We start from the raw sequence: 21,989 nt of genomic DNA, 5'->3' as shown, positions 1-21,989 counted from the left end.
GCGGGCTTTTCATCTGTAAATTTTTTGACTGTTTTGGTCTGCGCGTTCCCCGTTCCGTATGTTTATACCTGCCAGTCAAAACGGGTACACAGCCATTCGCAGCTTAATTCGAACCAGTGGGCCACATGGGGATAATCGTCCCCCACCTCCCGGGTGCACATGGACAGTCCGTGGTGTCCGTGCTCGAAAAGATGGCATTCCGCCGGGATGCCGTGCTCATACAGGCTTTTGACAAAGCGCATGGTATTGGTCACGCTCACGCAGTCGTCATCCATGGTATGCCAGCAGAAAGCCGGGACAGTCTCTTCGTCCACCTGATCCTCCAGGGAGAAAAAAGCTTCCGCCTCCGGCGTCGGATTCTCTCCCAAAAGGGCGCTGAAGCTGTCGTGCCATTCGGGATGGGTTTCTTTTAAGGCGGAAATCACGGGGTAGGAAAGGATCATAGCGTCCGGCCGGTTCTGCCTGCCGGTTACCGGATACAGGGCGCGCAGCCTGTCATTGTTCCAGTGGACACCCAGACTGGCTGCCAGATGACCGCCGGCCGAGAAGCCGCACACCGCGATTTTTTCCGGATCCACACCGTATGCAGCTGCATGTTCGCGGATATGTACCACACTCGCGGAAAGCTCGCATAAAGGGGTAAAACCGGTTGCCGGGTACTCCTTCTCCCTCCCGGTTGTGCTGTAGCAGAGGACAAAGACCTGGAATCCTTTAGCAAAATAAGCTTCCGCTATCGGGTCCGCTTCCCTGTCGGAGCAGAATTTATAAGCGCCGCCGGGGCAGACAACCACGCAGGGACGCTCCTTTCTGTGGGGCATTTCTTCAGAATAAGGATGCAGGTAACCGGCCAGAAGGGCACGGGATTCCTGCAGGGGACGAATGGACACGGTTTTCATGTTTATACCTCCTGCTTATCGCAGGTATTCCTGCGATACTGCAAATATCAGTGGTTTAAAAGGGACTTTTGCTACTCCGTATAGAAATCGAACCCACGCAATGCGCGGGTCCACTCTCTTTATACAATATCCTGCCGGTGCCGTCAACACCGGCTTTTTGTAGCCGGCCTGTAACCGTCCGGTCTTGTCCGGTCTGTTACATCAGCCCTTTACACCGGCGAAGGCAACGCCTTCCACAATGTATTTCTGTCCGATGCTGTATACAATGATGATGGGAATGACCGAACAAACGGTACCGGCCATAATAGCGCCATAGTCGGCTGAAAACTGCTGCTGGAAGGATGCCAGTCCGAGCTGGATGGTTTTCAGCCTGTCGCTGTCCAGATAAATCATAGGGCCCATGTAGTCATTCCATACGCTGTTGAACGTGAGGACGGTAAGCGTTGCCAGACCGTTCTGGGACAGGGGCAGAATGATTTTACGGTATATGCCGAAGGTGGAGCAGCCGTCGATCTTGGCCGCCTCATGCAGGCTGCCCGGGATGCTGAGCATGTTCTGGCGGAGAAGGAATACGCCGAAGGCGCTGAAGGCCTGCAGTACAATGAGGGACAGGTGGGTATTATACATCCCGAAGGACTTTACCACGATAAACTGGGGAATCATAATGGCATGCCAGGGCACCATCATGGTAGCCAGGTAAGCCACGAAAATCTTATCCCTTCCGGGGAACTGCAGCTTGGTAAAGGCAAATGCCGCCAGGGAGCAGGTGAACAGCTGGAGCAGGGTGATGATAACCGCCAGCTTCAGGGTGTTCAGAAAATACTGCAGGAAGGGGATGCTCTGCCACACCTTTTCATAATTCAGGGTACGGAACACCTCCGGGATCCACTTTACGGGATAGGAGAAAATCTCCGTATTCACCTTAAAGGAAGCGCTGACCATCCACACGAAGGGAACCAACATTGTAAATGCCACGATACAGCAGAAAATAAAAATCACAAGGGAACTGACTTTTACTTTCTTTTTGTTCTGTTGCTGTGCTTGTTTTGCCATTGCGGACCTCCTTTAATCTTCATTTACCCAGTTTTTCTGACCCTTCCACTGAATCAGGGTGATAATCAGAATGATAACAAACAGGAAGTAAGCGATTGCGGATGCATAGCCCATCTTCCATTCCCCGAACGCCTCTTTGTAAATACGGAATACGAGCACGCTGGTGGCTCGTCCCGGCCCTCCCTGGGTGGTTACATTGATGATATCGAATACCTGGAAGGATGCGATAAAGCAAAGGATAGTAACCATGAAGGTGGTGGGGGACAGCATGGGCCAGGTCACATTCCAGAAAATCTTCCAGGAATTGGCGCCGTCAATCTGCGCCGCTTCATACAGATGGTTGGGAATGCTCTTTAAGCCGCCCATGAACATAATCATATAATAACCGGCCTGTTTCCATACTACCACGATAATAACTGTGAGCAGGGCCGTTTTGGTGGACATAAACCATTTGGGCAGATGCTCCTGGGCGATACCGATTCCGCGCAGCACCTGATTGACAGGCCCGTCTACGGGCTGGAACAGCAGCATCGCAATACAGCCGATAGCCACCATGGAAGTCAGGTTGGGGAAGAAAAATACGGTTTTGAAAAAACCGCCGCCAAACAGCTTCCGGTTGAGAGCCAGGGCCAGTATCAACGAAAAGGCTATGGTGAGAGGCACACTGACAACGGAGTATACCAGATTGTTCACAAGAGCCGCCTTAAACTGGGAATCCCCGAACATTTTTATATAATTGCTGATCCCCACAAAATTCCATTTGAAACCGTTATAGTCCGTAAAGCTGATTAACAGTCCCAGAATAATCGGAATGGCTGTAAAGATAAAAAATCCGATGAAGTTGGGGAGCAGATACAGGTATCCTGAGATAGCTTCTTTTCTTGCCGCCCTGCTCATCCGTTTCTTAGGTTGTTTCTTCGCGGAAGCTGCCATGCATTTTCCCTCCTTTTTTTGGTATATGCCCATGCCCCGGGGCGCGGCATATCCTACTCGCTAAAATCCGGCGCCCCTGATAAAGGCGCCGGATTCATGCGGTTTCCCCAAGTACAGTAACTGTACTATTGTTGTCTTAGTTCATAATCTCGTCACGTAACTCGGCGTAATTTTTGAACGTGTCATCCAGTGACTGCTCATCCAAAAGATAGAGTTCCCACTCCTGTCTGTAAGCTTCAATCAGGGAAGCATAACCTTCTTCCCCTTTCTGCTCATCTTTTATCTTGGCAGAAAAACGATAGTCCACTCCCGGAACATTTACCTGTGATTTATATACTTCCAGGGCTTCATCTGTCGTGTAAGAAGGAACGTCACGGTTTTCCGCAATAATTGATGTTCCTTCGGGGGATGTGCAATAAAATTCAATGAATTTATATGCCGCTTCCGGATTCTTGGATGTCGATGAAACGACCAGATAAGAACTCTGTCCAACGCTGGATCCTTCCGGTTCTCCTTCAAAAATCGGCAGAGGGGCCGCACCCCATTCAAAATCAGCTTCCATCAGACGGAACATCCAGTCGCCGTTGATCATGGTGTAAATGTTGCCGGCTTCAAAATAAGCCTTAATATCAAAGGTACCAGAAGTCATTTCAGCAATTCCGGGAGCACTGGCATCTTCGATATACATACGATGCTGAATCTGTGCAAATTCTTTTGTTCTGGTCAGGTTTTCATCATCCAGGTATTCGCCTGTGGGGATAGCTCCCAGGTTAGGCGTCCAGTTCGGCATAAGGCCTCCCCAGTATTTGGTTCCGTTTTCTTCCCCGGTCAGCTCCTTGATCAGGTCAAGGTATTCATTCCAGGTAAGGTTTTCCGGATATGCAATCCCTTTGGCATCGAACAGTTCTTTGTTGTAGAACATCATCCAGCAGGATCCGCTGGTGGGATATCCGTAGAACGAACCGTTTTCATCGGTAACACCTGCAAGGGAGGTATCCTTAATGGGGCTTAAATCCACGCCTGAGCTTGCCGCATAGGGAGCCAGGTCTACAAATGCGCCGTTGGCTGTATACTGTGCCATCTGTGCAGGTGAGCGGACCCAGTAAACGTCAGCATCTGTGGAGCCGCCTGCTGTCATAACCTTAACCTTATCGTCGTAATCGCCTTCTGCAATGCTGTGGCCCACAACTTCAATATCACTGTTGGCAGCGTTAAAGGCTTCCATTTCTTTTGTCGCCACTTTTTCAAGGTCGGTGGAATAATAGAAATTAATAACTGTCTTATCTGTGCTTGCTGCGGCTTCGCTTCCTGCAGCTTCACTCTGTGCAGCAGTGTCGCCTGCTGCCGCGGAAGATGCGGCCGTGTTATCGGAAGAGCTGCTTCCGCATCCTGCCAGCAAGGTTACTGCCATTGCTGCAGTGAGAAGAATGCTTAATGCTTTCTTTTTCATAATTGCCTCCTTTGGACTAAACAACTTGTTTCGTATTTCCTGATGATTTTATTATAACTGCTGTGCCAATTCTGGAAAGTCTCAAAAAATCTACACCTTTTGTATAAAGAAAATCGTTTTATTTTGTGCATCTTTTCAAAGAAATCCGGCATTTACACTTTATATGTGCCCTTAACAAGGATTTTAAGCATAAAAAAGAGGATGAGATTTTCTACACCCATCCTCTGAAACAATCATACGGAAAAAAGATAATTTTCGATATTATTTTATTTTTGCGCTTCTTTTTTCGCATTTTCTTCCGCCTGTAATGCATTTCTGCCCTTCAGGTAATCCTCTATAGCCGTGTCAAGGCTTTTTTCCCCGCTCAAATAGCCGATTGCCTCTTCGTTAAAAACATCTCTCAGATCCCGGTATAACAGGTGTTTTCCCTCTTCATTCTGCAGAATCGCGTCAAAGAAAAAACCGACCTGTGTGATTCCCGCGTTCTTAATATAGCTTTCCCTGCTGCCCTCCGTAAAATAAGAAGGGAAGCAGTAATTGGATGCCAGGATGGTAGCCCCTTCCTCCCCGCAGCAGAACTCAAGGAATTCAAAGGCATTTTCCGGATAGCTGCTGCGGGAGGAAACCGCCAGATAGGAATTGCTTCCCACCGAAGTACCGTCCTCCGCTCCCCGGGTCAGGGGCAGGGGAGCCGCATCCCACCGGCAGTTTTCCATTCTGGACGCCTCCAGGTTCTGAAGTATCTGAATTGTCCAGTCTCCGTTGATCATCATTCCGATCTCCCCATCCAGGAAGGTGGTATAGCCGGGCGATATTTTTTCCATTTCCTTTACATTCGGATGGCTGTGTTCGGTATTATAAAGCCTGTCCATCAGTTCCAGGAAATCCCTGGTCGCCGGCAGGTCGTCATCATACAGATATTCCCCCAGCTCCAGCGCTCCCAGGTTCGGCACCCATATGGGCAGATAGCCGCCCCACCGGTCCGTTCCTTCCGGCTGGCTTTCCTTAATCTGCAGCGCAAGAAGCGCGTATTCCTCCCAGGTCATCCGGCCGGGATATTCCAGTCCCAGCTCGTCAAAGATATCCTTATTGTAAAAAAGCAGCCATATATTCTGGATAAAGGGTAGGGAATAAATCCGTTCATCCAACTGTACGATATCCAGCGACTGGCCGTATTTTGAGATGTCAAGCGAGCTGTCGTTTATCATATCGGACAGATCATATAAAAGGTCCGCTTCCGCCATCCGGTTGGATTTGGACGGCTGCCGGATCCAGGCAATATCCACGCCTTCCCCTTCGGAGAGAATACGCATGATTTCATCATCGTAGCCGTCGTCATCCACATAGCGCATTTCCACTTCCGTAGTACTGCTGCGTGCATTGAAAACGCTGACCAGATCTTCCATATAGGGTTTGCTCACGGTCACATCGTAACAGATTATTTTCTGCTTTCCCGCGGTCTGTGTTTCGTCCTGCACCGTGTCGGGATTTTGGCTTTCCCTGCCGCAGGCATCCAGCAGGAAGCAGGCCAGCGCTGCCGTCAGCAGAATATAAAATACGTTCCTTTTCTTTTTCATCGTGTATCCTTCAGATCCATATTTTTTACATTATGAAGGTAATCATATATCTTAAGATCATTCACAAGCTTAACCACTTCCGCCATGGAATCCAGATCGAATTTCTTGAGAATGTTGTGGATATGGCGTTTTAACGTTGTCATTTCCACGCAGCGCATGGAACAGATTTCCGAACGCTCATAGCCCTGGCGCAAAAGATCCAGGATGTCGATTTCGGTCTGCGTCAGCTGGGTGACAAGCATCAGGTTATACAGGAAGCTGTCCTCGCTCTGCTTTACCCGCTGGAATTCCCGCCGGATTTTCTCCGCGATGACAGGGCGGATGGGGGAACGTCCGGCATAGGCGTCCTTTACGCAGGTAATCAGCTCCTCCTGTCTGGAATTCTTCAGGACATAGTCGGAAACACCCAGTTTAAAGGCCTGGAATACATTTTCATCATCCTCATAGGAGGTCAGGATGATGATCTTCACCTGGGGATATTGGGAAAGGATCTGGCTCGCCGCGTCCAGGCCGGCGGTGCGTGTCTCCATTTCAATATCCATTAATATGACATCCGGCTGGCAGAGCACGGTTTTCATCACCGCCTCATATCCGTTCTGGACGGCGGCCACCACCTCCAGCTCACTGTCCTTTTCCAGAAGCCTCTGGTATTTTTTTAAAAGAGCGGGCATATCCTCTGCAATCAGTACTTTAATCATTTCTGGCTCCCATCTGTGATTGGCAAATCAGCAGTATTAAAGGCGGCTCACCGGAAGGTAAATGTGAAATACGGTCCCTTTTCCGACTTCGCTTTCCACATCTATTTTCCCCCCGGAATCCGTAATTATTTTATGGGTTAAAGATAATCCCATTCCCCAGCTTTTCGTCATGGGCTTTGAGGTGAAAAAGGGGGTAAAAATATTCACCATATCTTCTTTCGGGATTCCGCAGCCGTTATCCGCAATATCTATAATTCCCCATCTGCTGTCCGCAAGAAGCATTACCTGTATTTTTTTCGTTTTTTCCCCGGTCTGCTTCAGGGCATCACAGGCATTGTTCAGCAGGTTAATCAGCGCCTGCTTTAAAAATTCTTCATCCACAAACACACAGGGGTCTTCTCCGGGCACATCCACAGTCCATTCAATGTCGGTTTCCGGCCGTGATCCCTTCAGCTCCTCCACCGTTTCCCTGACTACTCCGCCAAGCGAAAGCTGCCGGAAATTCATGGTGTTATCACGGATATGCCTGTGGATATCGTCAAGCCGTTCGTAAAGGGCTTCGCAATGCTCCACAAGAAGCTCCTTATCTTCCTCATTTTCTTTCCTGACCTCCAGGCTTTCCACCTCGGCCTGCAGGTTCAGCAGCTCATTTTTCATAAAATGACAGAATACCCTTGTGGACATGTTCACCGCATTGATGTTCTGGGATACCTCCAGGCTGTAGTTCTCCATTTTGCTGCGGATAACGGTCAGACGGTAGCTCACAGCGCACATAAGCAGGATAAACAACAGGATAATATAAGGAAGGGTACGGTACAGTGGGATGGCGCTGTTCGTGAAAAGGATTTTGTAGGTAACCACATCCATGGCCTTGGAATATTTTATCATCTGCATAGGCAGCCGGCCCATAAACATCAGGTAGCAGATGATCAGCATAAAGTAGGAAATCAGTATGATAATCAGGGATATCCGGTATATCTTAATATGGGGGACCCGGAGGATATTAAGCAAAATACTGCCCAGACAGATAAACAGCAGGATAAAATTCATGGCGGAAATCACGGCGCTGAAAATACCCCAGAGCCGCTCAATGCCCGACACGGTCAGTAAGCCCGGGTATAAAAAGGAATAGGCACGGATATATACCTGCGGACTGCAGACCAGATATTCCAGCAGGAAAAAAATCCCCACGGCCGGAAGCGCTTTTTGGCATCTCTTCCTCTCTTCCTGCTTCATGAAGGAGGAGGCAAATATCAGATTGCTTGCCGTAAACAGGATACAGCTCACGTTCAGGCAGTTGATAATGGCTTCCTTGGATAGCTTCAGCGAATACAGCCTCGCGGCCATTCCCCGCGGCACGAGGAAGTATTTGAGGAAAATACTCAGGTTAAAGGAAGATTTACAAAAATATAAAATGAAAAAGCACAGTGATGTTATAAAGAAAAAAAGCACCAGAAACATGGAAAACAGCTGCATGGATCGGTATTCGGAACGGGTAAACAGCAGCAGCACGATCACCACGGCGCATACAAGCATCAAATATATCATAAGCAGGCCCTCTCTGCCCGTAAATGTGTATCTTTACAGTAATTGTCCAGACCGTTCTGAACGGTTACATCTTACAATAATTGGCCGGGAGTGTCAACGGAATGGGGGTTTGACAGGGAATATTCATTGTATATGCGCATGATGTTCTGCAGGAGATCCATATGCTCAAAATCCTTATGATATACCATATTGATTTCCCTGGTCATACTCAGGTTTTCTATAGGCAGCCCTATCAGCTTCCCTTTTTTCAGTTCATTGGCACAGGCACTTCTGGCAAGAATGGACACACCGAAATCCCGGCGCACCAGATCCTTGATGGTAGCCACATTGTCTACTTCCAGTATAACATTAAATTCATCCAGCGATACATTGTTGCTTTCCAGATGAGAAATAAAAAGGTTCCGGGTCCCGGAATCGGGAAGCCGCAGAATCAGGTTTTCCTTTTTCAGCTCATTCAGTGTGACCATGCTTTTTTGGGACAACGGGTTTTTGTTGGATACGGCGAGAATCAGGGAATCCGTATCCAGCATGATGGTATTGAAATTGGAATCCGTAATACGGCCCTCCACAATTGCCAGATCAATCTCATAGGTTTTCAGCTTCATATAAAGATTATTTATAGAGTCAGAAATAATTGTTATCCTTGTTTTCTTGCTCACACTGCTGTATCTGGCCAGGACCTCCACCATGATATTGCTTTCGGAGGTATGGGTAATACCTACCGTGATCTTTCTTGCGTGCTCTTTTTCTTCCTTCAGGCTCTGTTCCAGGTTCTGATAGAGGCTGTCAATCCTTTTGGCATACTTGATGACGATCTCCCCCTCCCTGGTAAGCTTGAGATTCCCCTCTCCCCGGGTAAAAATGGTGACCCCAAGCTCCTTCTCCAGCTGTCTGACATGCTGGCTCACCGCGGGCTGGGTAAGGGACAGTTTCCGGGCGGCCTGGGTAAAGCTGTGCAGTTCGTTCACCGTCAGCAGGGTGATAAGCTTGGAATCAATCACGGCTTCTCTCCTTATAAATATTTATGATGAAGTGGTTATAAATCATAATTTGCCTTTATGATTTTCGTTGATATAATTGTACCATAGAAGAGAAATATAGCAATACAAGGGGGAATTTTCCATGAAAGAATTTTACGGCAGCCTGAACGAGTCCACCCTCGTCCTGCTTTCCTTATCCATCATACTTTTTGCAGGTTTTCTGCTCACCAGACTGACAAAGAGGCTTCATCTGCCCAACGTCAGCGGCTATATTCTGGCCGGTGTGCTGATAGGCCCCCAGGTCGCAGCGCTCGTGCCCGCCCACATCCTGTCTCATATGAGCTTTATCAGCGATGTGGCCCTGGCTTTCATCGCCTTCGGCGTAGGGAAATTTTTTAAGAAAGAGGTTCTTCTGAAAACGGGCTGGAAGGTGGTAATTGTTACCCTGTGGGAGTCCGTGCTCGCCGGGGTCCTGATCACGTTAAGCATGCGTTTCTTATTCCATTTATCCTGGGATTTCTGTCTGATTCTGGGGGCCATTGCAACGGCGACGGCGCCGGCAAGCACCATGATGACTATCCGGCAGTACCGGGCAAAAGGGGATTTTGTGAATATCCTGCTGCAGGTGGTCGCCCTGGATGACGTGGTCTGCCTGCTCATATTCAGCGTTGTGGTTGCGGCTGTTAATGCCGGCCGGAACGGGCAGGTACGGCCCGGGGATGTGCTGCTTCCTATTTTTTACAATCTGGCAGCGCTTGGGATCGGTTTCCTTTGCGGTTACCTGCTTTCCCGGCTGATTACACCTGCCCGGAGCAAGGACAACCGGCTTATTCTCGCTATTGCCATGCTCATGGGGATTTCCGGGCTGTGCTCCGCCTTTGACCTCTCCCCCCTGCTTTCCTGCATGGTGTTCGGCGCTTCCTATATTAATCTGACGGAGGATAAAAAGCTGTTCCGCCAGGTAGACCGGTTTACGCCCCCCGTGCTGTCCATGTTTTTCATTATATCCGGCATGAACCTGGATCTGACGGCCCTGAAAACGGCAGGGGTGATCGGGGCAGCCTATTTCGTTATCCGCATTCTGGGAAAATACGGCGGTATGTATCTGGGCTGCGCTCTCACGGGAATGCCCGCCACTCACAAGAAATATATGGGTCTGGCGCTGATTCCCCAGGCGGGGGTCGCCATTGGGCTGGCGTTTCTCGGACAGCGGCTGCTTCCGGAAGCTATCGGGAACCTGCTGTTAACCATTATCCTGTCCTCTTCCGTGCTCTATGAACTGACAGGGCCTGCCTGTGCAAAAATGTCCTTTATCCTGTCCGGTACCATAAAAAGGGAAAAAACGGAGACCGGCGGAAAAAATACGGGGAAGGTGAAAGTGAAAAAATATCCCGATAAGAAGTCGATAAAGCATGCGGTGTAAATATTGATATTTAATACTTGCAGAATGGGGAAAATTACTATAGAATATAGGTGTTGCGTTGGGAAACAGTTTTTGCAGGATGTTTTCCAGACAGGATGGAGATGTACCCAAGAGGTCGAAGGGACCGCACTCGAAAACATATAGTTTCCGTGGAATCCTACCAAGTGCAAACCGTTGATTTTACTGGGTTTTTAGGTCTTCACGAAAGATAGTTCTTACTGTTTTCTTTCCTGTCATCTTTCCTTTTTCCCGGATTTGACTGGAATCTGATGGAATGATATTTTTTCAGTCACATTCCACGAAAGTACATTTTGGGAAAGAAAGATCAAAATTTAATAGTGTCGTCATCTGGCTTTTGCCAGTTGATTATAAATGGAGAGTTGTCCGAGTGGTTGAAGGAGCTGGTCCCGAAAACCAGTGTACCTCTTTGGTACCGAGGGTTCGAACCCCTCACTCTCCGCCAGTAAGTACATGGGCCTATAGTCCATTGTTATGATAAGAGCTGTCAGGTGCATTCTGGCGGCTCTTTTTTACTTTCGCTGTACTAAATTGCATCCAGTTGCAGATGACTCTGTTTCGCAACCCATAAAACAATCCAAAGTAGACTGCCAGTTCCAACTTGCTGCCCTCAGCAAGATACATACACTCTAACGCTTCATCTGGCATATAAAAACTGCCGATGTACTTTTCTGTCATTGGCCTCTGTTTGTGAGCAGCATTGTTTGCAATTAACCCATCGGCCATCGCACTTTCTAATGCAGCGTGTATATTCGCATGGTATCGAACTACTGTTGTGGCTCTGCTCAGCATCCTGCTGCTCATTGGGTTGTATTACACGGAATCCGGAATGACAGCGATGAGTCACAGTGCGGGCCGTCCTTACGTAAACAACGAAAAAGCGGGCTGTTGCTTCCGCCGCCGTTCTATCCGGCGGTTCAAGTGACAGCCTGCTTTTTCGTAGTGGAATAATTCCCGATCCGATTCCGCGAAATCACCTCTCATCCATGGTTATAACACCTTCTGCAGAATCATCAATCCATATATACCAAGGTATAAGCATAAAACTTGTCCGTCTCTATCGTTATAGTTCCGTTCTCTTCATCCAAATCCGGATAGATATAAGGAGCACCCTTTTCTCCCAGACAGATGAACTTGAACTTTCTGCCCTCTTTCACTAAACTGTCCGGTATTTTCAGCGTAATCCGAATTTTCTCCGGTGTGGAATACACCGGGCGGCCCAGAGAGGAATTGTCCGGATAGAAATTGTAGGTATTGCCAATCTGATATTCCTCCACGTCACTTCCAGACGCAGACAGCAGCGCCTTAATTCCGTTCAGGTACTCCTTTCCCTGCATCTCGCTCTCTATCTTAAGCGGAACCGTATTCCCCGTGCTCGCACCTGCCGTATACACCGGCGTCTCCGCGCTGCGGTAGAGTGCGCTCTCTATTTCCTCGGGAGTAGAGGGGACCCACAGCATCCGTCTATCCTCCTCCTCAGGGCGTTCCTGTTCCTGCTGTTTCCTCCCCGTGTCCGTGGATGGATCATAAGTATTCTGCGGCTTTGCCGTAACCTGTACAGAGAACTCCTGCGTAAAATCGCCCGAAGCCAGACCGCCCTTCACCGTCGCCAGCAGCGTTATCGTCCCTTCCTTCTGCGCCGTCACCGTCAGGCTTCCGTCCGCGTTCTCCACAGCGGCCGCCTGCGTGTTCCCCGCATCCTTCAGGGTGAACTTGACAGACTGATTCGTGGCGTCAGCCGGCGTTACACTCCCTCTGACCGTCACCGCTTCCCCCGCCTTGATTTCCCCCGGGACCCCTTGGATCCCCGTTACATCCACGGTAGGCAGCACCTTTATCGTGACCTCCTGGTTGTAAGGACTCGAGGACAAGCCGTTTGGCACCATCACATTCAGCGTCATCGTTCCTTCCTTCCTCGCAAGCATCCTCACACTTTCGTCCGCGTTCGTTGTAAGCTGTGGCTGTGTGCCCCCCTCGTCCATCAAGTCGACAACGACATGCTTCTCCGTGGCGTTATCCGGCAATACTCGAAATACTATATCGGTTTCCACACCTACCGTGATTACCGACGGGCTCGGCTCGATCCCCGTTACCTCCACGAAGGGAGGGAGCGAACGCACCTCTATCTGAAACTCCTTCGTAAAATCGCCCGAAGTCAGACCGCCCGGCACCGTCACCATCAGTTTTATCGTTCCTTCCGCCATTGGATGCACCCTCAGACTTTTGTCAGGGTTCGTCACCAGACCCACTTGCGTGGTCCCCGCGTCCACCAAGTCAACATAGAGGTGCTTCTGCGTGGCATCAGCCGGCATTATATTAAATACTATATCCGTATCCATATCTACCCAGGCCACTGTCGTTGACGGCTCGATCCCCGTCACCTCCACGAAGGGCGGCTCGTCCGCCTGCACCGTCGCCTTTCCTCCCGGCCAGAATAATGTGCTGCCGGCCACTATTGCCAGCATAAGCAACAATGAGAGGAACGTCCTCTTTTTGTTATGTACTTTTTTCGCCTTCATGTTTACAATCATACCTCCTTCTCAACCAGAATTTTAGACAAGCACAGACCCGCAATGCACTCTATAATGTATCCCATAAAGTGGACACGGTTTCATTGGCAACTTCCTGTTTCGTGGACACGGGTCTGTTCAGGAGTACCCCTTGAAAAATTTCCTGAGGCCGCCGTTCTCCGCGAAGATGAACGGATTCGTTCATAATGCCATAAACGGCGAAATGCGAACACGTTTTTCAACGCATTCGCATTCCTTACCTGCTTTCAGCATAGCACTTAGACAGGGAATTTGCAAGCAAAAAACTGTCTATTTTTCGGTCTGTTTTGCGGCAAATGTGACCGTGAAAACCGCGCCCTTTCCGGGCGCGCTCTCCACCGCCGCCGTGCCGCCCATCGCCTCCGCCGAGGTCTTGACGATATACAGCCCCAGGCCGCTGGAGCCGTCCTTTTCCCCGCGCTCCGCCGACGCTTTGTAGAACCGTTCAAACAGATGGGGGAGATGTTCCGGCCCAATGCCCTCGCCGGTGTCCGAGACAATCAGCGCCGCCCTGTCCCCGGCGCGCCGGAGCGTCAGCGTGACACAGCCGCCGGCCGAGGTGTGGCGCAGGGCGTTGTAGACGAGGTTGTCCAGCACGCTCCAAATCTTGTCCCCGTCGATCTGCAGCTCCAGGCCGTCCTCCGCGCATGCGGAGAAGGTGATGCCCTGGTCCCGCGCCAAGTCCGCGTATTTCTGTTCCGCCTCCCGGGAAAGCCGTGCGGCGGGAATCCACTCCATGTGGTAGACTGCCGTGCCGCCCTCCAGCCGCGTCACTTCAAACAGGTTGTGGATCAGGCGCTGAAGGTCGATGTTCTTGCGGTAGGCGATGTTTAAGTATTCCGTCCGTTCCTGTTCGCCCACCGCCACGTTTTCATCGCCAAGCAGCTCCAGGTAATTGTTCAGCACGGTCAGCGGCGTCTTCAAGTCGTGGGAGATATTCGAGATCATCTCCCGCAGCGCTGTCTGCGAAGCGGCCAGCCGCTCATTGGCCGCGTGGAGCTGCCCGGTGCGCTGCCCCACCAGCTCCTCTAAGTTGGCGTTGACGCGCTCCACCTCGGCGCGGGCCTGGGCGTAGCTGCGGGAGAGCATGACGCACTGGCACAGGATCAAAAACAGGTTCGACACAATGCCGGGGACGAACAGCTTCCCCTCCAGCAGCGTTTTGGACAGCGGCCCGTTCATGAAATAGAATACCATGCCGCACAGGTACAGCAGGTGGTAGGGGTCCCGCCACTTCCCACCGGTGCAAAACGCCATCACCAGAGAGATCGCGCACGGAATCAGCACCAGAAAGGAAAGGTAGAAGGCCGCAAGGTAGGACAGCGACAGTACAGCCAGGGCAGGAAGCAGGAAGCTGGCCCAATAGACCGCCCCCAGGACGCGGTTCAGCCGGATGGAGAATGTCCGCAGCAGAAAAAGGCTGACACACAGGGCGTGCAGGGTGAACAGCAGCAGAAACAGCCGGACGAGTACCTGCCCGCTGCCTCCGGGCAGGAAATATTGGAACAGGTTGTTGCTCTCCATCGCCAGACGCAGCACCACCACCATGCAGGTAGCGCTGAAAATCAAATACAGCTTTTCCCGGCGGCGGAAGCCAAACAGGAACAGGTGGTACAGGCCGATGAAGAAAATACCGCCCAGGACAAAGGAAACCACCATGCGCTGCCAGAAAATATGATGGGTGAGAACCGTGTCCCGCCCGATCAGCACCGAATAGGAAAGGCCGCTGCCGATTAAGTGGTAGTTGGACGCCTGCACCACCAATTCCAGTACGCCGTCCTTTGGGATTACCGTCAGCAATTCGTTGCGTATACTGCCGTCCGAGGTGTCCGGCGAACCGCCCACCGCACCGGCGCGAAACAGTTCCTCCCCATTGACCCACAGCCTGGACGCTTCGATGATCTCCGGGATAAATAAGAGCAGGTGCCGCTCCGAAGGGGTGCGGACGGTAAGGCGGAAGGTGCCGTGGCCTGTGTCGGGATAACCTAATCCGGCCCAGGAATCCGGCAGGCGAAGAAGCTCCCGGCCCTCCGGCGCTCCCCCTGCAAAATCAGCGGGGGTGTAGAGCCGGCCAAAGTAAAATTCCCACTCACCGTCCAGGTCGTACACGCGGGAAGAAAAGTCGGTTTCCGAAAAATCCAGCACCCCGTCCACGGCCTGAGGCCCCGGCGATACAAAGGGCTTTGACGCCGTGAAGAACGTGGCCGCGCACAGGGAAACAAGCAAAAGCAGCAGCAGAGCAAAACGCTTCATCGGCGCACCCCCCCCCCCACACGTCCGCGCCCGGCAGGAAGCGGTAGCCCTCGCCCCGCACGGTTTCAATGCTCCCCAGAGCGCCGTCCAGCTTGTGCCGCAGCCGGGTGATATGCACTGCCACCGTGTTGGCCGCGTCCGGCTTCCCGCTGTGCCAGACCTCCTGATACAATTCCCCGGCGGTCACCACCCGTCCGGGGTTGCCCAGCAGGTACAAAAACAGGTCGAACTCCTTCTGCGCCAGCAGGATGGCGCGGCCGTTCACCGTGAGGATCTGTTGGCTGTGGTCGATGGAAAAGCCCTTCATCGCGTTTCGCCGCAGCTGGGCGTACACGCGGGCGGCAAGCTCCTTTAAACTGTACGGTTTCGTGATGTAGTCATCCCCGCCCGCCATCAGGCCCTCCACCTTGTTCCCCTCGTCGTCCATGCAGCTCAAAAACAGGATCGGCGCGCTCGTCAGGGCGCGCACCGCCGCGCACAGCTCAAAACCGCTTAAGTCCGGGAGCAGCACGTCCAGCAGGATACAGTCGTAGCTGTTATCATGCAGCAGCTCCAGCGCTTCGCTCGCACAGGCCGCCGTGTCCACACGGTAGCCCCTGGATTCTAAATACTTCTTGTTCGTCCGCTGGATGTCCGGCTCGTCGTCCACCGCCAGCAGCCGATAGGTTGTCGTCAAAGCGGTTCCCCCTCTCTCTGAAATGAACGAATCCGTTCATACTCCCATAAACGACAAATGCGAATGGCCCAAAAGCCATCCGCCCGTTTCCGTTGTCTCTTTTAGTATATCGGCATGGCAGCGGATTGTCAAACGGAAACGGGCGGAGTACCGCAGCGGTACAAGGCATCCTGTCATATGGTTTTTTCTGGCTGCAATTTAATCGCTTTCCGCGGCGGCCATTGTGCAAGCGAACCCGATCATCAGAGATCCGGACTTCCGGACATTTCCGCTCCTGGAGACAGGCTCCGGGAGTTCGACATCCTTGCCCAAAATGGCCGGCAGAGGTATAATACTTTGTAAACTTGGAAGAAAATTGTAACCCTGACAGGAAGCCTTTTGAAGAAGGAGGAATCGCATGACGTCCAAGAGGGAACCGTTCTATAGACAACTGACTGCCACCGGCGAGATCACCGCAAGACGGAAATCTCCCGGTTCGAACGGCTGTGGAGTAACATTGACGGGGTATGGAACCAGCCCTACTTTGTAATTATGAGAGATGAAGCATAAAAAAAGGCCTATGTGGCCGGAAAGGAATTCCATGATGAACCTGACCAAATCAATCGATTTCCTTCTTGAAAATGCCGGAGCCGTCATCCAGTACCGGCTGCGCAAAGAGATACTGTGCAGCTTAACCGCGGCGGAGGAAGAAAAACTGCTCGGACAGATTTATCAGACACCCTGCTTCAGGCTCGTGCAGGGCTATGCCAAACCAGACGGGTATATCGGACGCGGCATGCACAGCTGGGATAACTGGCGCGGTGTCAGGCTGCATGAAACGCCGCTGCAGGACGGAGAAGCAGCAGCTCGTCTGCTGTCTTATTACGCCGTTCCCAAAGACCACCTGTTAATCAAAAACTTTGTCAACGCAATGCGGGACGAGAACATTTTAAGGGAGGAATTTTCCTATATCCCTCCCGAAGTTCATCGCTTTGAAACCCGGTTTGTGGGATTGGAAAGCGGTTTTTGCCTGATGACATTGCTTTATGCCATGCAGGCCATGCTGGGATACGGTGACGAGGAATACGTAAAACCGTTCCAAAGCACCTCGCTCGAAGCCTTTAAGAGCATATTGCCGCTCTCTTCCATCAATGACATTACAAAAACACGCCAAAGCAGGGCGAAATATAATTATCCGTATATCGAAGCCGATACTTATTTTCCATGCCAGTACCACTTAGAAACCCTGGCATATACAAACGCGTGGCGGACACCGGAAAACAAGAAGCTGATGGCAAACGCGCTCAACCATTATAATGATATCACGCAGGGCGCCAATCCGATACACGTTAAAATCGGGAACCGCTATTACGCCCCGTTCCCGCTGCATATGGAAAACAGCCCAATCAGACCATTCCGCACGGATGTTATCCATTCGATAACTTATCGCCGTTTACTGACGGAAATCGCCCTTCTCGGCGTGGGCAAAAGTGTCGGCGTGCTCCGGGAAACCGCAGCAAATATTGAGGAAGCCATCAGTCATGACGGAATCTTGCGAATGCAGCTCGATATGCCGCACAACAAACGGTATTCGCCAAAGAACCTGGAATATCCGACTCCGTATTCCGATGTGCGCCTGGAGCCGGACTACAAAAATAACCATGCTCTTGCATGTGACCTGACGTTCTGGGCTGTACAGCTTTTGTATTTGATAAACTGAAAGGAATGCGGACGGCTATGGGGCGGCTGTAATGAACGATGGAAAACGGGCAAATCATTGTTGGCCCATGCACGGAACGCCGTCGCTCCTTACCGCCGGTATAAGCCGCGGGAGAAGTGTTAACACCTTGGAAAGCAACCGTTAAATACTGTCAGGGGGGAACGCCCCAGCCTGCCCGATTATCCCCAGTTCCTTCGCCTTCAGCACGGCATCCATTGCGCTGTTCACACCCAGCTTTTTATAAGCAAGGGACGTATGTGTTTTGATGGTGGGAATGCTGAGGCCCGTCATTTCCGAAATCTCCGCGTTCTTGTACCCCTGGGCAAGCAGTTCCAGCATAAACGTCTGCTGTTTTGACAGCCTGGCGGGCTGATCCGTTTTCTTTCCCGCTTCCTCTATGTACCCTCTGTGGCGGATGCCAAAGCTGTGCGCCTCCAGCATGACCGCATTGACATAGGCGCGGGTAAGGGGGCCGGTATATTCTTTGCTGCACACCTTGGAGAGGATCCGCTTCAGGATGGGCACCACGGCCTCCCCCTCATCGGCGGCCACCCTGATAAAGCCATAGGGCTGCAGCACTTCCAGTGTTTCCGTCAGTTCCTCTTCCGCTTCCTTCTTCCGGTTCTGGGTCCAGTACAGGGCCGCGAGGATCACCCCCGCCTCACACCGATCCAGCGGACGGTTTAAGTTCTTCCCAAACTCCCGCAGCAGAAGCAGATAGTGCAGGGCGTTCTCCCTGTCACCCAGCGCGGCGTAGGCCCGTGCGGTGGTGAAGTGCTGGAAGGATCGGAAAAACTCGATATGATCCGTGCCGGTGACGTAATACTTCGCCAGCCAATCCCGGGCGGCGCTTTTGTCGCCGTCAAGCAGCTTCCACTTGGTGCGGCAGGCAGTCAGGTTCGGCAGGAAATACTGGGCGGATCCGTTCACAAATGCCGTCAGGGCGTCCATCGCATTTTCGGCCTCTTCCCAGCGCCCCAGCTGCCAGAGGATACTGTGCTGGAGTACCATCACGCAGATCCGCCCGTCCGGTTTGTTGTCCGGCCCAATCAGGCCGAGGACTTCCGTATTCTGTAGCAGGGCGGCTTCCAGCTGGCTGCGCTCATACGTAAAGGATGCCAGAATACCGGGGCGCAGGTATCCCCATTCCGCACCGAGCAGCGGGGCGTAGGTATGGTCGATCGTATCCAGTATCTTCGGGTTCCGCGCGATCTCCGAGTAATCCCGGTTGCTGCGGTGCATATAGGGCAGGTTGTGGGTGAAGGACGCGATATTCGTGGCAAGCCCCGACCGGGTATAGCTTTTCAAAACTCCGCCGAACAGGTGGAACAGCGTGACCTGGGTTTTCAGCGACTTCCGGTAGTCCACATGAAAGGCCAGCATGGCAAACTCCACAAACTCATTGCCCGCCTTTGCGATGCGCGGCAGGTTTATGAGAATAGCATCCATATGCCGGGCGTATTCCTCAAAGCAGCTGGTGAGGTAATAGTACCATGCATACAGGACATGAAGCACCGGTGCTTCGCGGGAGGCGCGTTCCGGGAGCGGACTGGCAAAAAAGCCGTGCAGGAAATCCGCGTAATCGGCCACGCCGTTTTTGTGGCCCCGGAACAGAAAGAGGAACAGAAAATTGTCCGTCCCTTTATAGTCGCCGCTCATCAGCCAGAAGCGCAGCGCACGGGAGTAGTCCTCATGGTCTTTGTAATACTGTGCGGCGGTCTTATACAGCGATTCCATGTCCTCACCGGACGCCGCAAGCTGTTTCTGTAAAAATTCCTGGAACAGGTGATGGTAGCGGTAGGTATCCCCATGCAGGCGGCTCAAGAAGGAGTTGGATTTGCTCAAATCCTCCATGACCGCATGGGCGTCACTCCTGCCGGACAGGGCGTAGGCCAGCTCGGTATCAAACGCATCGGCGATGGAGGTGCGCATACAAAACTTCTGAAGCTCCACATCCCAGGCGTTCCAGGCCAGGTTCTCAAAGAAGCGGGCAAAGCCGTCCCCGCCGCCCCCGGTAACCTTCCCGGACAGCCCGATGGCATTCACGCCGATAGCCCACCCGTCCGTTGCCATATACACAAACTTTGCCTCGTCCGGCGTCAGAAAATGTCCCAGCGTGTTCATATAGCACTTGATTTCCGCTTCCGTGAAGCGCAGGGCTTCCCTGTGAATGATATCTTTCTTTTGGTCTTTAATGAACGGCAGAAGCCCCTTCGGGATTTTCCCCCGCGACAGGATAAAAAAGGTGAACGTGTGGGGCAGGCGGCGCAGGATTATAGGCAGGGATTTGATGATTTCCCCATTGGTAATCCTATGGAAGTCGTCCAGCACAATGACATGGCGGTCGGGTTTCGGGTGCATCTCACTGAGCAGCGCCACCGTATGCTCCACAGGCGTGGCGGAAAAAGACGGGTCCGTCAGGATACGCTCCAGGTTCTCATTGTCCGGCTGGAGGGAATACAGGCCGGTGGCAAGGAGCTTGTAAAACACCGACGGGGAATTGTCATAGCTGTCCAGTCCAATCCATACCGGCGTATTCCCGCTTTTCTCCAGCCACAATAAGGTGGTTACCGTCTTGCCGCTGCCGCCCTGGGCGGACACGAACACAAAGCCGTCCGCCGCCGCCTCGTCAAAACGCGCCATTAAACTTTTTCGCGGCGCACAGACCTCCGGGAGCCGGGCGGGGGTAAATTTATCACTCAAAAAAACGGGTTTTTCTGTCATTTTCTTACACTCCTCTTACCTATGGTCAAAAACCTCATACTTTTTCATTTCATTATAACACAAATAAAAAATAAATTTGGCAAAACCTCATACCGTATGATTTTACTCTTTTTCATAACATGTTAAACTGATCACAGGAAGACGGTGATATCTTATGGGTATTAAACACAGCGCGTATCATCTTTCGGTGCGGATTGCCGAAGCCGTGCATTATTGGAAGGCGGAGGCCGGGGATTTCCCCTGGGCGACAAGTGTCCGGGCTGCGGCGTCAAGGCGGGAATCTCCGCACGGGAGGGCGGCTTAAAAGCCGCTGCCGGCCATGTGAAACAAGCCGATTATATTCTGGAGATGGCGGTGAAGTCCGGCTATCTGACCGAGCGGCAGAGCCTGCCGGTTCGGGCGGAATGCGGTGAACTTCTGGCGGCGCTTATAGAAGCAGATGAATGATCCGGATAAAGGACAATAAAAAGTTAAATATGCCTGCTCCAGTTTCTTTCCACGCAGGCAGACAGGAGAGTGTGTTATGAAACAGGATGAAATCAGAGAAATAGATGTATCCGGGGAACCGGATCACCAATAGGAGGGATTTCTGTGTTATGCGACTGACCGCCTGAAAACCCCGGTCACATCACTGGGGCTGGCGCTCCAGTGTATAGAGGACGTGCAGAGTGAGGAAGAACGCAGGATATTTTTTGAAATGGCAAAACGGGGACAGCGGGAATTGTCAGAGGCGGTAGAGGAAGTGCTGGAAACTGCCCGTAAAGAACAGAGGAGGATTTGATGATGATACGAAAAAGAAAAAGACTATGGACGCTGTTTTTATCCGCCGTCCTGATTGTGACGCAGCTTCCGGCGGTGGCGATGGCGGAGAACAATGCGCCGGAGGACGGGAGTATCGCGTCCTTTGAGGAGCTTCCCAGCGGCGTGGCAGCGCAGACCGTCCCGGTGGGGACGGAGCTTTCCGGGCTGAATCTGCCGGACACAGTGACGGCGACAGTTTATCACGTCACCGAGGACACGGTAATTCCTGACAAGGTGAATGGCGGCGAAGCCGACAGAGAGGGCGGCCTGGGCCGCGAGGACGATATGGAGGACAAAAGCATCTCAGGAAACAACGCAGGGGATTCTTCCAATATGGACAGTGGGGAAATGGTCACGACCGTCACCACGTCCACGGGAAAAATCTCCGTGACCTGGGACAGCGAACCGGCCTATGACGGCGACACGGCAGACACCTATGTATTCACGGCGGACGTGGGCGGCTATACCCTGTCAAGCGGTGCGAAGCTGCCGCAGATTACCGTGACAGTTTCGGCGGACACGGCGGAAAATCCGACAGAGAAGCCAACCGTGGAACCGCTCCCTTGCGCCTTAACCGAGGGCTGCACTTTGGAGGAAGGGCATGAGGGCGAGTGCGTACTGGCTCCCCCGGCGAATGACGCGCTTGTAAAAACCATCACCGACTGGACGTTTGTGGACGATGAAAACTTGAACGCGGGCGAGCTTGCTCTG

At 52.0% G+C, this 21,989-nt stretch carries 18 protein-coding genes, 1 tRNA gene and 1 pseudogene; 7 read left to right on the top strand and 13 right to left on the bottom strand.

Annotation, left to right across the window (positions count from 1 at the left end):
* Nucleotides 1–62: 62 nt before the first annotated feature.
* The 8 genes from DXA36_RS30970 to DXA36_RS30935 all read right to left on the bottom strand — a co-directional run bounded on the left by DXA36_RS30970 (nucleotide 63) and on the right by DXA36_RS30935 (nucleotide 9,156).
* Nucleotides 63–896: an alpha/beta hydrolase gene (locus DXA36_RS30970; RefSeq protein ID WP_118683206.1), complete on the bottom strand. Its 834-nt coding sequence runs from the start codon at nucleotides 894–896 to the stop codon at nucleotides 63–65.
* Nucleotides 897–1,097: 201 nt separating this feature from the next.
* Nucleotides 1,098–1,949, bottom strand: coding sequence for a carbohydrate ABC transporter permease (locus DXA36_RS30965; RefSeq protein WP_118683204.1), 852 nt, complete (start codon nucleotides 1,947–1,949; stop codon nucleotides 1,098–1,100).
* Between the two features lie 12 nt (nucleotides 1,950–1,961).
* Nucleotides 1,962–2,882, bottom strand: a complete 921-nt coding sequence (locus tag DXA36_RS30960; RefSeq protein ID WP_118683224.1) for a carbohydrate ABC transporter permease — start codon at nucleotides 2,880–2,882, stop codon at nucleotides 1,962–1,964.
* A 136-nt stretch (nucleotides 2,883–3,018) separates the two neighbouring features.
* The gene (locus tag DXA36_RS30955; protein WP_118683202.1) at nucleotides 3,019–4,332 is read right to left on the bottom strand and encodes an ABC transporter substrate-binding protein; all 1,314 of its coding nucleotides are present in this window, start codon (nucleotides 4,330–4,332) and stop codon (nucleotides 3,019–3,021) included.
* 266 nt (nucleotides 4,333–4,598) lie between these two features.
* Nucleotides 4,599–5,909, bottom strand: coding sequence for an ABC transporter substrate-binding protein (locus DXA36_RS30950; protein WP_118683200.1), 1,311 nt, complete (start codon nucleotides 5,907–5,909; stop codon nucleotides 4,599–4,601).
* Nucleotides 5,906–6,607, bottom strand: a complete 702-nt coding sequence (locus DXA36_RS30945) for a response regulator transcription factor (protein ID WP_118683199.1) — start codon at nucleotides 6,605–6,607, stop codon at nucleotides 5,906–5,908. The genes DXA36_RS30950 and DXA36_RS30945 overlap by 4 nt, the downstream gene beginning before the upstream one ends.
* A gap of 36 nt (nucleotides 6,608–6,643) precedes the next feature.
* The gene (locus tag DXA36_RS30940) at nucleotides 6,644–8,155 is read right to left on the bottom strand and encodes an ATP-binding protein (protein WP_118683197.1); all 1,512 of its coding nucleotides are present in this window, start codon (nucleotides 8,153–8,155) and stop codon (nucleotides 6,644–6,646) included.
* Nucleotides 8,156–8,226: 71 nt separating this feature from the next.
* On the bottom strand, nucleotides 8,227–9,156 hold the full coding sequence (locus DXA36_RS30935; RefSeq protein WP_118683195.1) for a LysR family transcriptional regulator: 930 nt from the start codon (nucleotides 9,154–9,156) through the stop codon (nucleotides 8,227–8,229).
* A gap of 121 nt (nucleotides 9,157–9,277) precedes the next feature.
* Between DXA36_RS30935 and DXA36_RS30930 the strand changes: the two genes are divergently transcribed.
* Nucleotides 9,278–10,558, top strand: coding sequence for a cation:proton antiporter (locus tag DXA36_RS30930; RefSeq protein WP_118683193.1), 1,281 nt, complete (start codon nucleotides 9,278–9,280; stop codon nucleotides 10,556–10,558).
* 374 nt (nucleotides 10,559–10,932) lie between these two features.
* Nucleotides 10,933–11,021 (top strand) — tRNA-Ser (locus DXA36_RS30925).
* Between the two features lie 14 nt (nucleotides 11,022–11,035).
* On the opposite strand, the gene DXA36_RS30920 is transcribed toward DXA36_RS30925, so the two are convergent.
* The 4 genes and pseudogenes from DXA36_RS30920 to DXA36_RS30905 all read right to left on the bottom strand — a co-directional run.
* Nucleotides 11,036–11,368 carry a hypothetical protein gene (locus tag DXA36_RS30920; protein ID WP_118683191.1) on the bottom strand — a complete coding sequence of 111 codons (333 nt, stop codon included), beginning with the start codon at nucleotides 11,366–11,368 and terminating at the stop codon, nucleotides 11,036–11,038.
* Between the two features lie 221 nt (nucleotides 11,369–11,589).
* Nucleotides 11,590–13,095, bottom strand: a complete 1,506-nt coding sequence (locus DXA36_RS30915; protein WP_147366665.1) for a hypothetical protein — start codon at nucleotides 13,093–13,095, stop codon at nucleotides 11,590–11,592.
* 300 nt (nucleotides 13,096–13,395) lie between these two features.
* Nucleotides 13,396–15,378 (bottom strand): sensor histidine kinase, encoded by a 1,983-nt coding sequence (locus tag DXA36_RS30910; protein WP_118683188.1) that lies wholly within the window; start codon nucleotides 15,376–15,378, stop codon nucleotides 13,396–13,398.
* A 49-nt stretch (nucleotides 15,379–15,427) separates the two neighbouring features.
* A pseudogene (locus DXA36_RS30905) lies at nucleotides 15,428–16,027 on the bottom strand (response regulator transcription factor); the annotation flags it as partial.
* A gap of 424 nt (nucleotides 16,028–16,451) precedes the next feature.
* Here DXA36_RS30905 and DXA36_RS33915 point away from each other — a divergent pair.
* On the top strand, nucleotides 16,452–16,583 hold the full coding sequence (locus DXA36_RS33915) for a hypothetical protein (protein WP_279221575.1): 132 nt from the start codon (nucleotides 16,452–16,454) through the stop codon (nucleotides 16,581–16,583).
* 9 nt (nucleotides 16,584–16,592) lie between these two features.
* On the top strand, nucleotides 16,593–17,753 hold the full coding sequence (locus DXA36_RS30895; RefSeq protein ID WP_118683184.1) for a hypothetical protein: 1,161 nt from the start codon (nucleotides 16,593–16,595) through the stop codon (nucleotides 17,751–17,753).
* A gap of 141 nt (nucleotides 17,754–17,894) precedes the next feature.
* Here the strand turns inward: DXA36_RS30895 and DXA36_RS30890 are convergent, their stop codons facing one another.
* Nucleotides 17,895–20,477 (bottom strand): LuxR C-terminal-related transcriptional regulator, encoded by a 2,583-nt coding sequence (locus DXA36_RS30890; RefSeq protein ID WP_118683182.1) that lies wholly within the window; start codon nucleotides 20,475–20,477, stop codon nucleotides 17,895–17,897.
* Nucleotides 20,478–20,690: 213 nt separating this feature from the next.
* Between DXA36_RS30890 and DXA36_RS30885 the strand changes: the two genes are divergently transcribed.
* From DXA36_RS30885 to DXA36_RS33380, 3 genes are all read left to right on the top strand, one after another.
* Nucleotides 20,691–20,924 (top strand): hypothetical protein, encoded by a 234-nt coding sequence (locus tag DXA36_RS30885; protein ID WP_118683180.1) that lies wholly within the window; start codon nucleotides 20,691–20,693, stop codon nucleotides 20,922–20,924.
* A gap of 142 nt (nucleotides 20,925–21,066) precedes the next feature.
* Nucleotides 21,067–21,258, top strand: a complete 192-nt coding sequence (locus tag DXA36_RS34480; RefSeq protein WP_412250406.1) for a histidine kinase dimerization/phospho-acceptor domain-containing protein — start codon at nucleotides 21,067–21,069, stop codon at nucleotides 21,256–21,258.
* Nucleotides 21,258–21,989: hypothetical protein (locus DXA36_RS33380; RefSeq protein WP_207666392.1), on the top strand; the 732-nt coding region annotated here is incomplete at its 3' end. The genes DXA36_RS34480 and DXA36_RS33380, both read left to right, overlap by 1 nt.

It is taken from the genome of Eisenbergiella sp. OF01-20 (assembly GCF_003478085.1).
In the GTDB taxonomy this organism is placed as follows: Bacteria; Bacillota; Clostridia; order Lachnospirales; family Lachnospiraceae; genus Eisenbergiella.
This window is presented reverse-complemented; position numbering and strand designations above follow the sequence as displayed.

Coding starts and splice junctions, on each gene's coding strand:
- DXA36_RS30970 (WP_118683206.1), bottom strand. CDS start 896: ATGAAAACCGTGTCCATTCGTCCCCTGCAGGAATCCCGTGCCCTTCTG.
- DXA36_RS30965 (WP_118683204.1), bottom strand. CDS start 1,949: ATGGCAAAACAAGCACAGCAACAGAACAAAAAGAAAGTAAAAGTCAGT.
- DXA36_RS30960 (WP_118683224.1), bottom strand. CDS start 2,882: ATGGCAGCTTCCGCGAAGAAACAACCTAAGAAACGGATGAGCAGGGCG.
- DXA36_RS30955 (WP_118683202.1), bottom strand. CDS start 4,332: ATGAAAAAGAAAGCATTAAGCATTCTTCTCACTGCAGCAATGGCAGTA.
- DXA36_RS30950 (WP_118683200.1), bottom strand. CDS start 5,909: ATGAAAAAGAAAAGGAACGTATTTTATATTCTGCTGACGGCAGCGCTG.
- DXA36_RS30945 (WP_118683199.1), bottom strand. CDS start 6,607: ATGATTAAAGTACTGATTGCAGAGGATATGCCCGCTCTTTTAAAAAAA.
- DXA36_RS30940 (WP_118683197.1), bottom strand. CDS start 8,155: ATGATATATTTGATGCTTGTATGCGCCGTGGTGATCGTGCTGCTGCTG.
- DXA36_RS30930 (WP_118683193.1), top strand. CDS start 9,278: ATGAAAGAATTTTACGGCAGCCTGAACGAGTCCACCCTCGTCCTGCTT.
- DXA36_RS30920 (WP_118683191.1), bottom strand. CDS start 11,368: ATGCTGAGCAGAGCCACAACAGTAGTTCGATACCATGCGAATATACAC.
- DXA36_RS30915 (WP_147366665.1), bottom strand. CDS start 13,095: ATGAAGGCGAAAAAAGTACATAACAAAAAGAGGACGTTCCTCTCATTG.
- DXA36_RS30910 (WP_118683188.1), bottom strand. CDS start 15,378: ATGAAGCGTTTTGCTCTGCTGCTGCTTTTGCTTGTTTCCCTGTGCGCG.
- DXA36_RS33915 (WP_279221575.1), top strand. CDS start 16,452: ATGACGTCCAAGAGGGAACCGTTCTATAGACAACTGACTGCCACCGGC.
- DXA36_RS30895 (WP_118683184.1), top strand. CDS start 16,593: ATGAAGCATAAAAAAAGGCCTATGTGGCCGGAAAGGAATTCCATGATG.
- DXA36_RS30890 (WP_118683182.1), bottom strand. CDS start 20,477: ATGACAGAAAAACCCGTTTTTTTGAGTGATAAATTTACCCCCGCCCGG.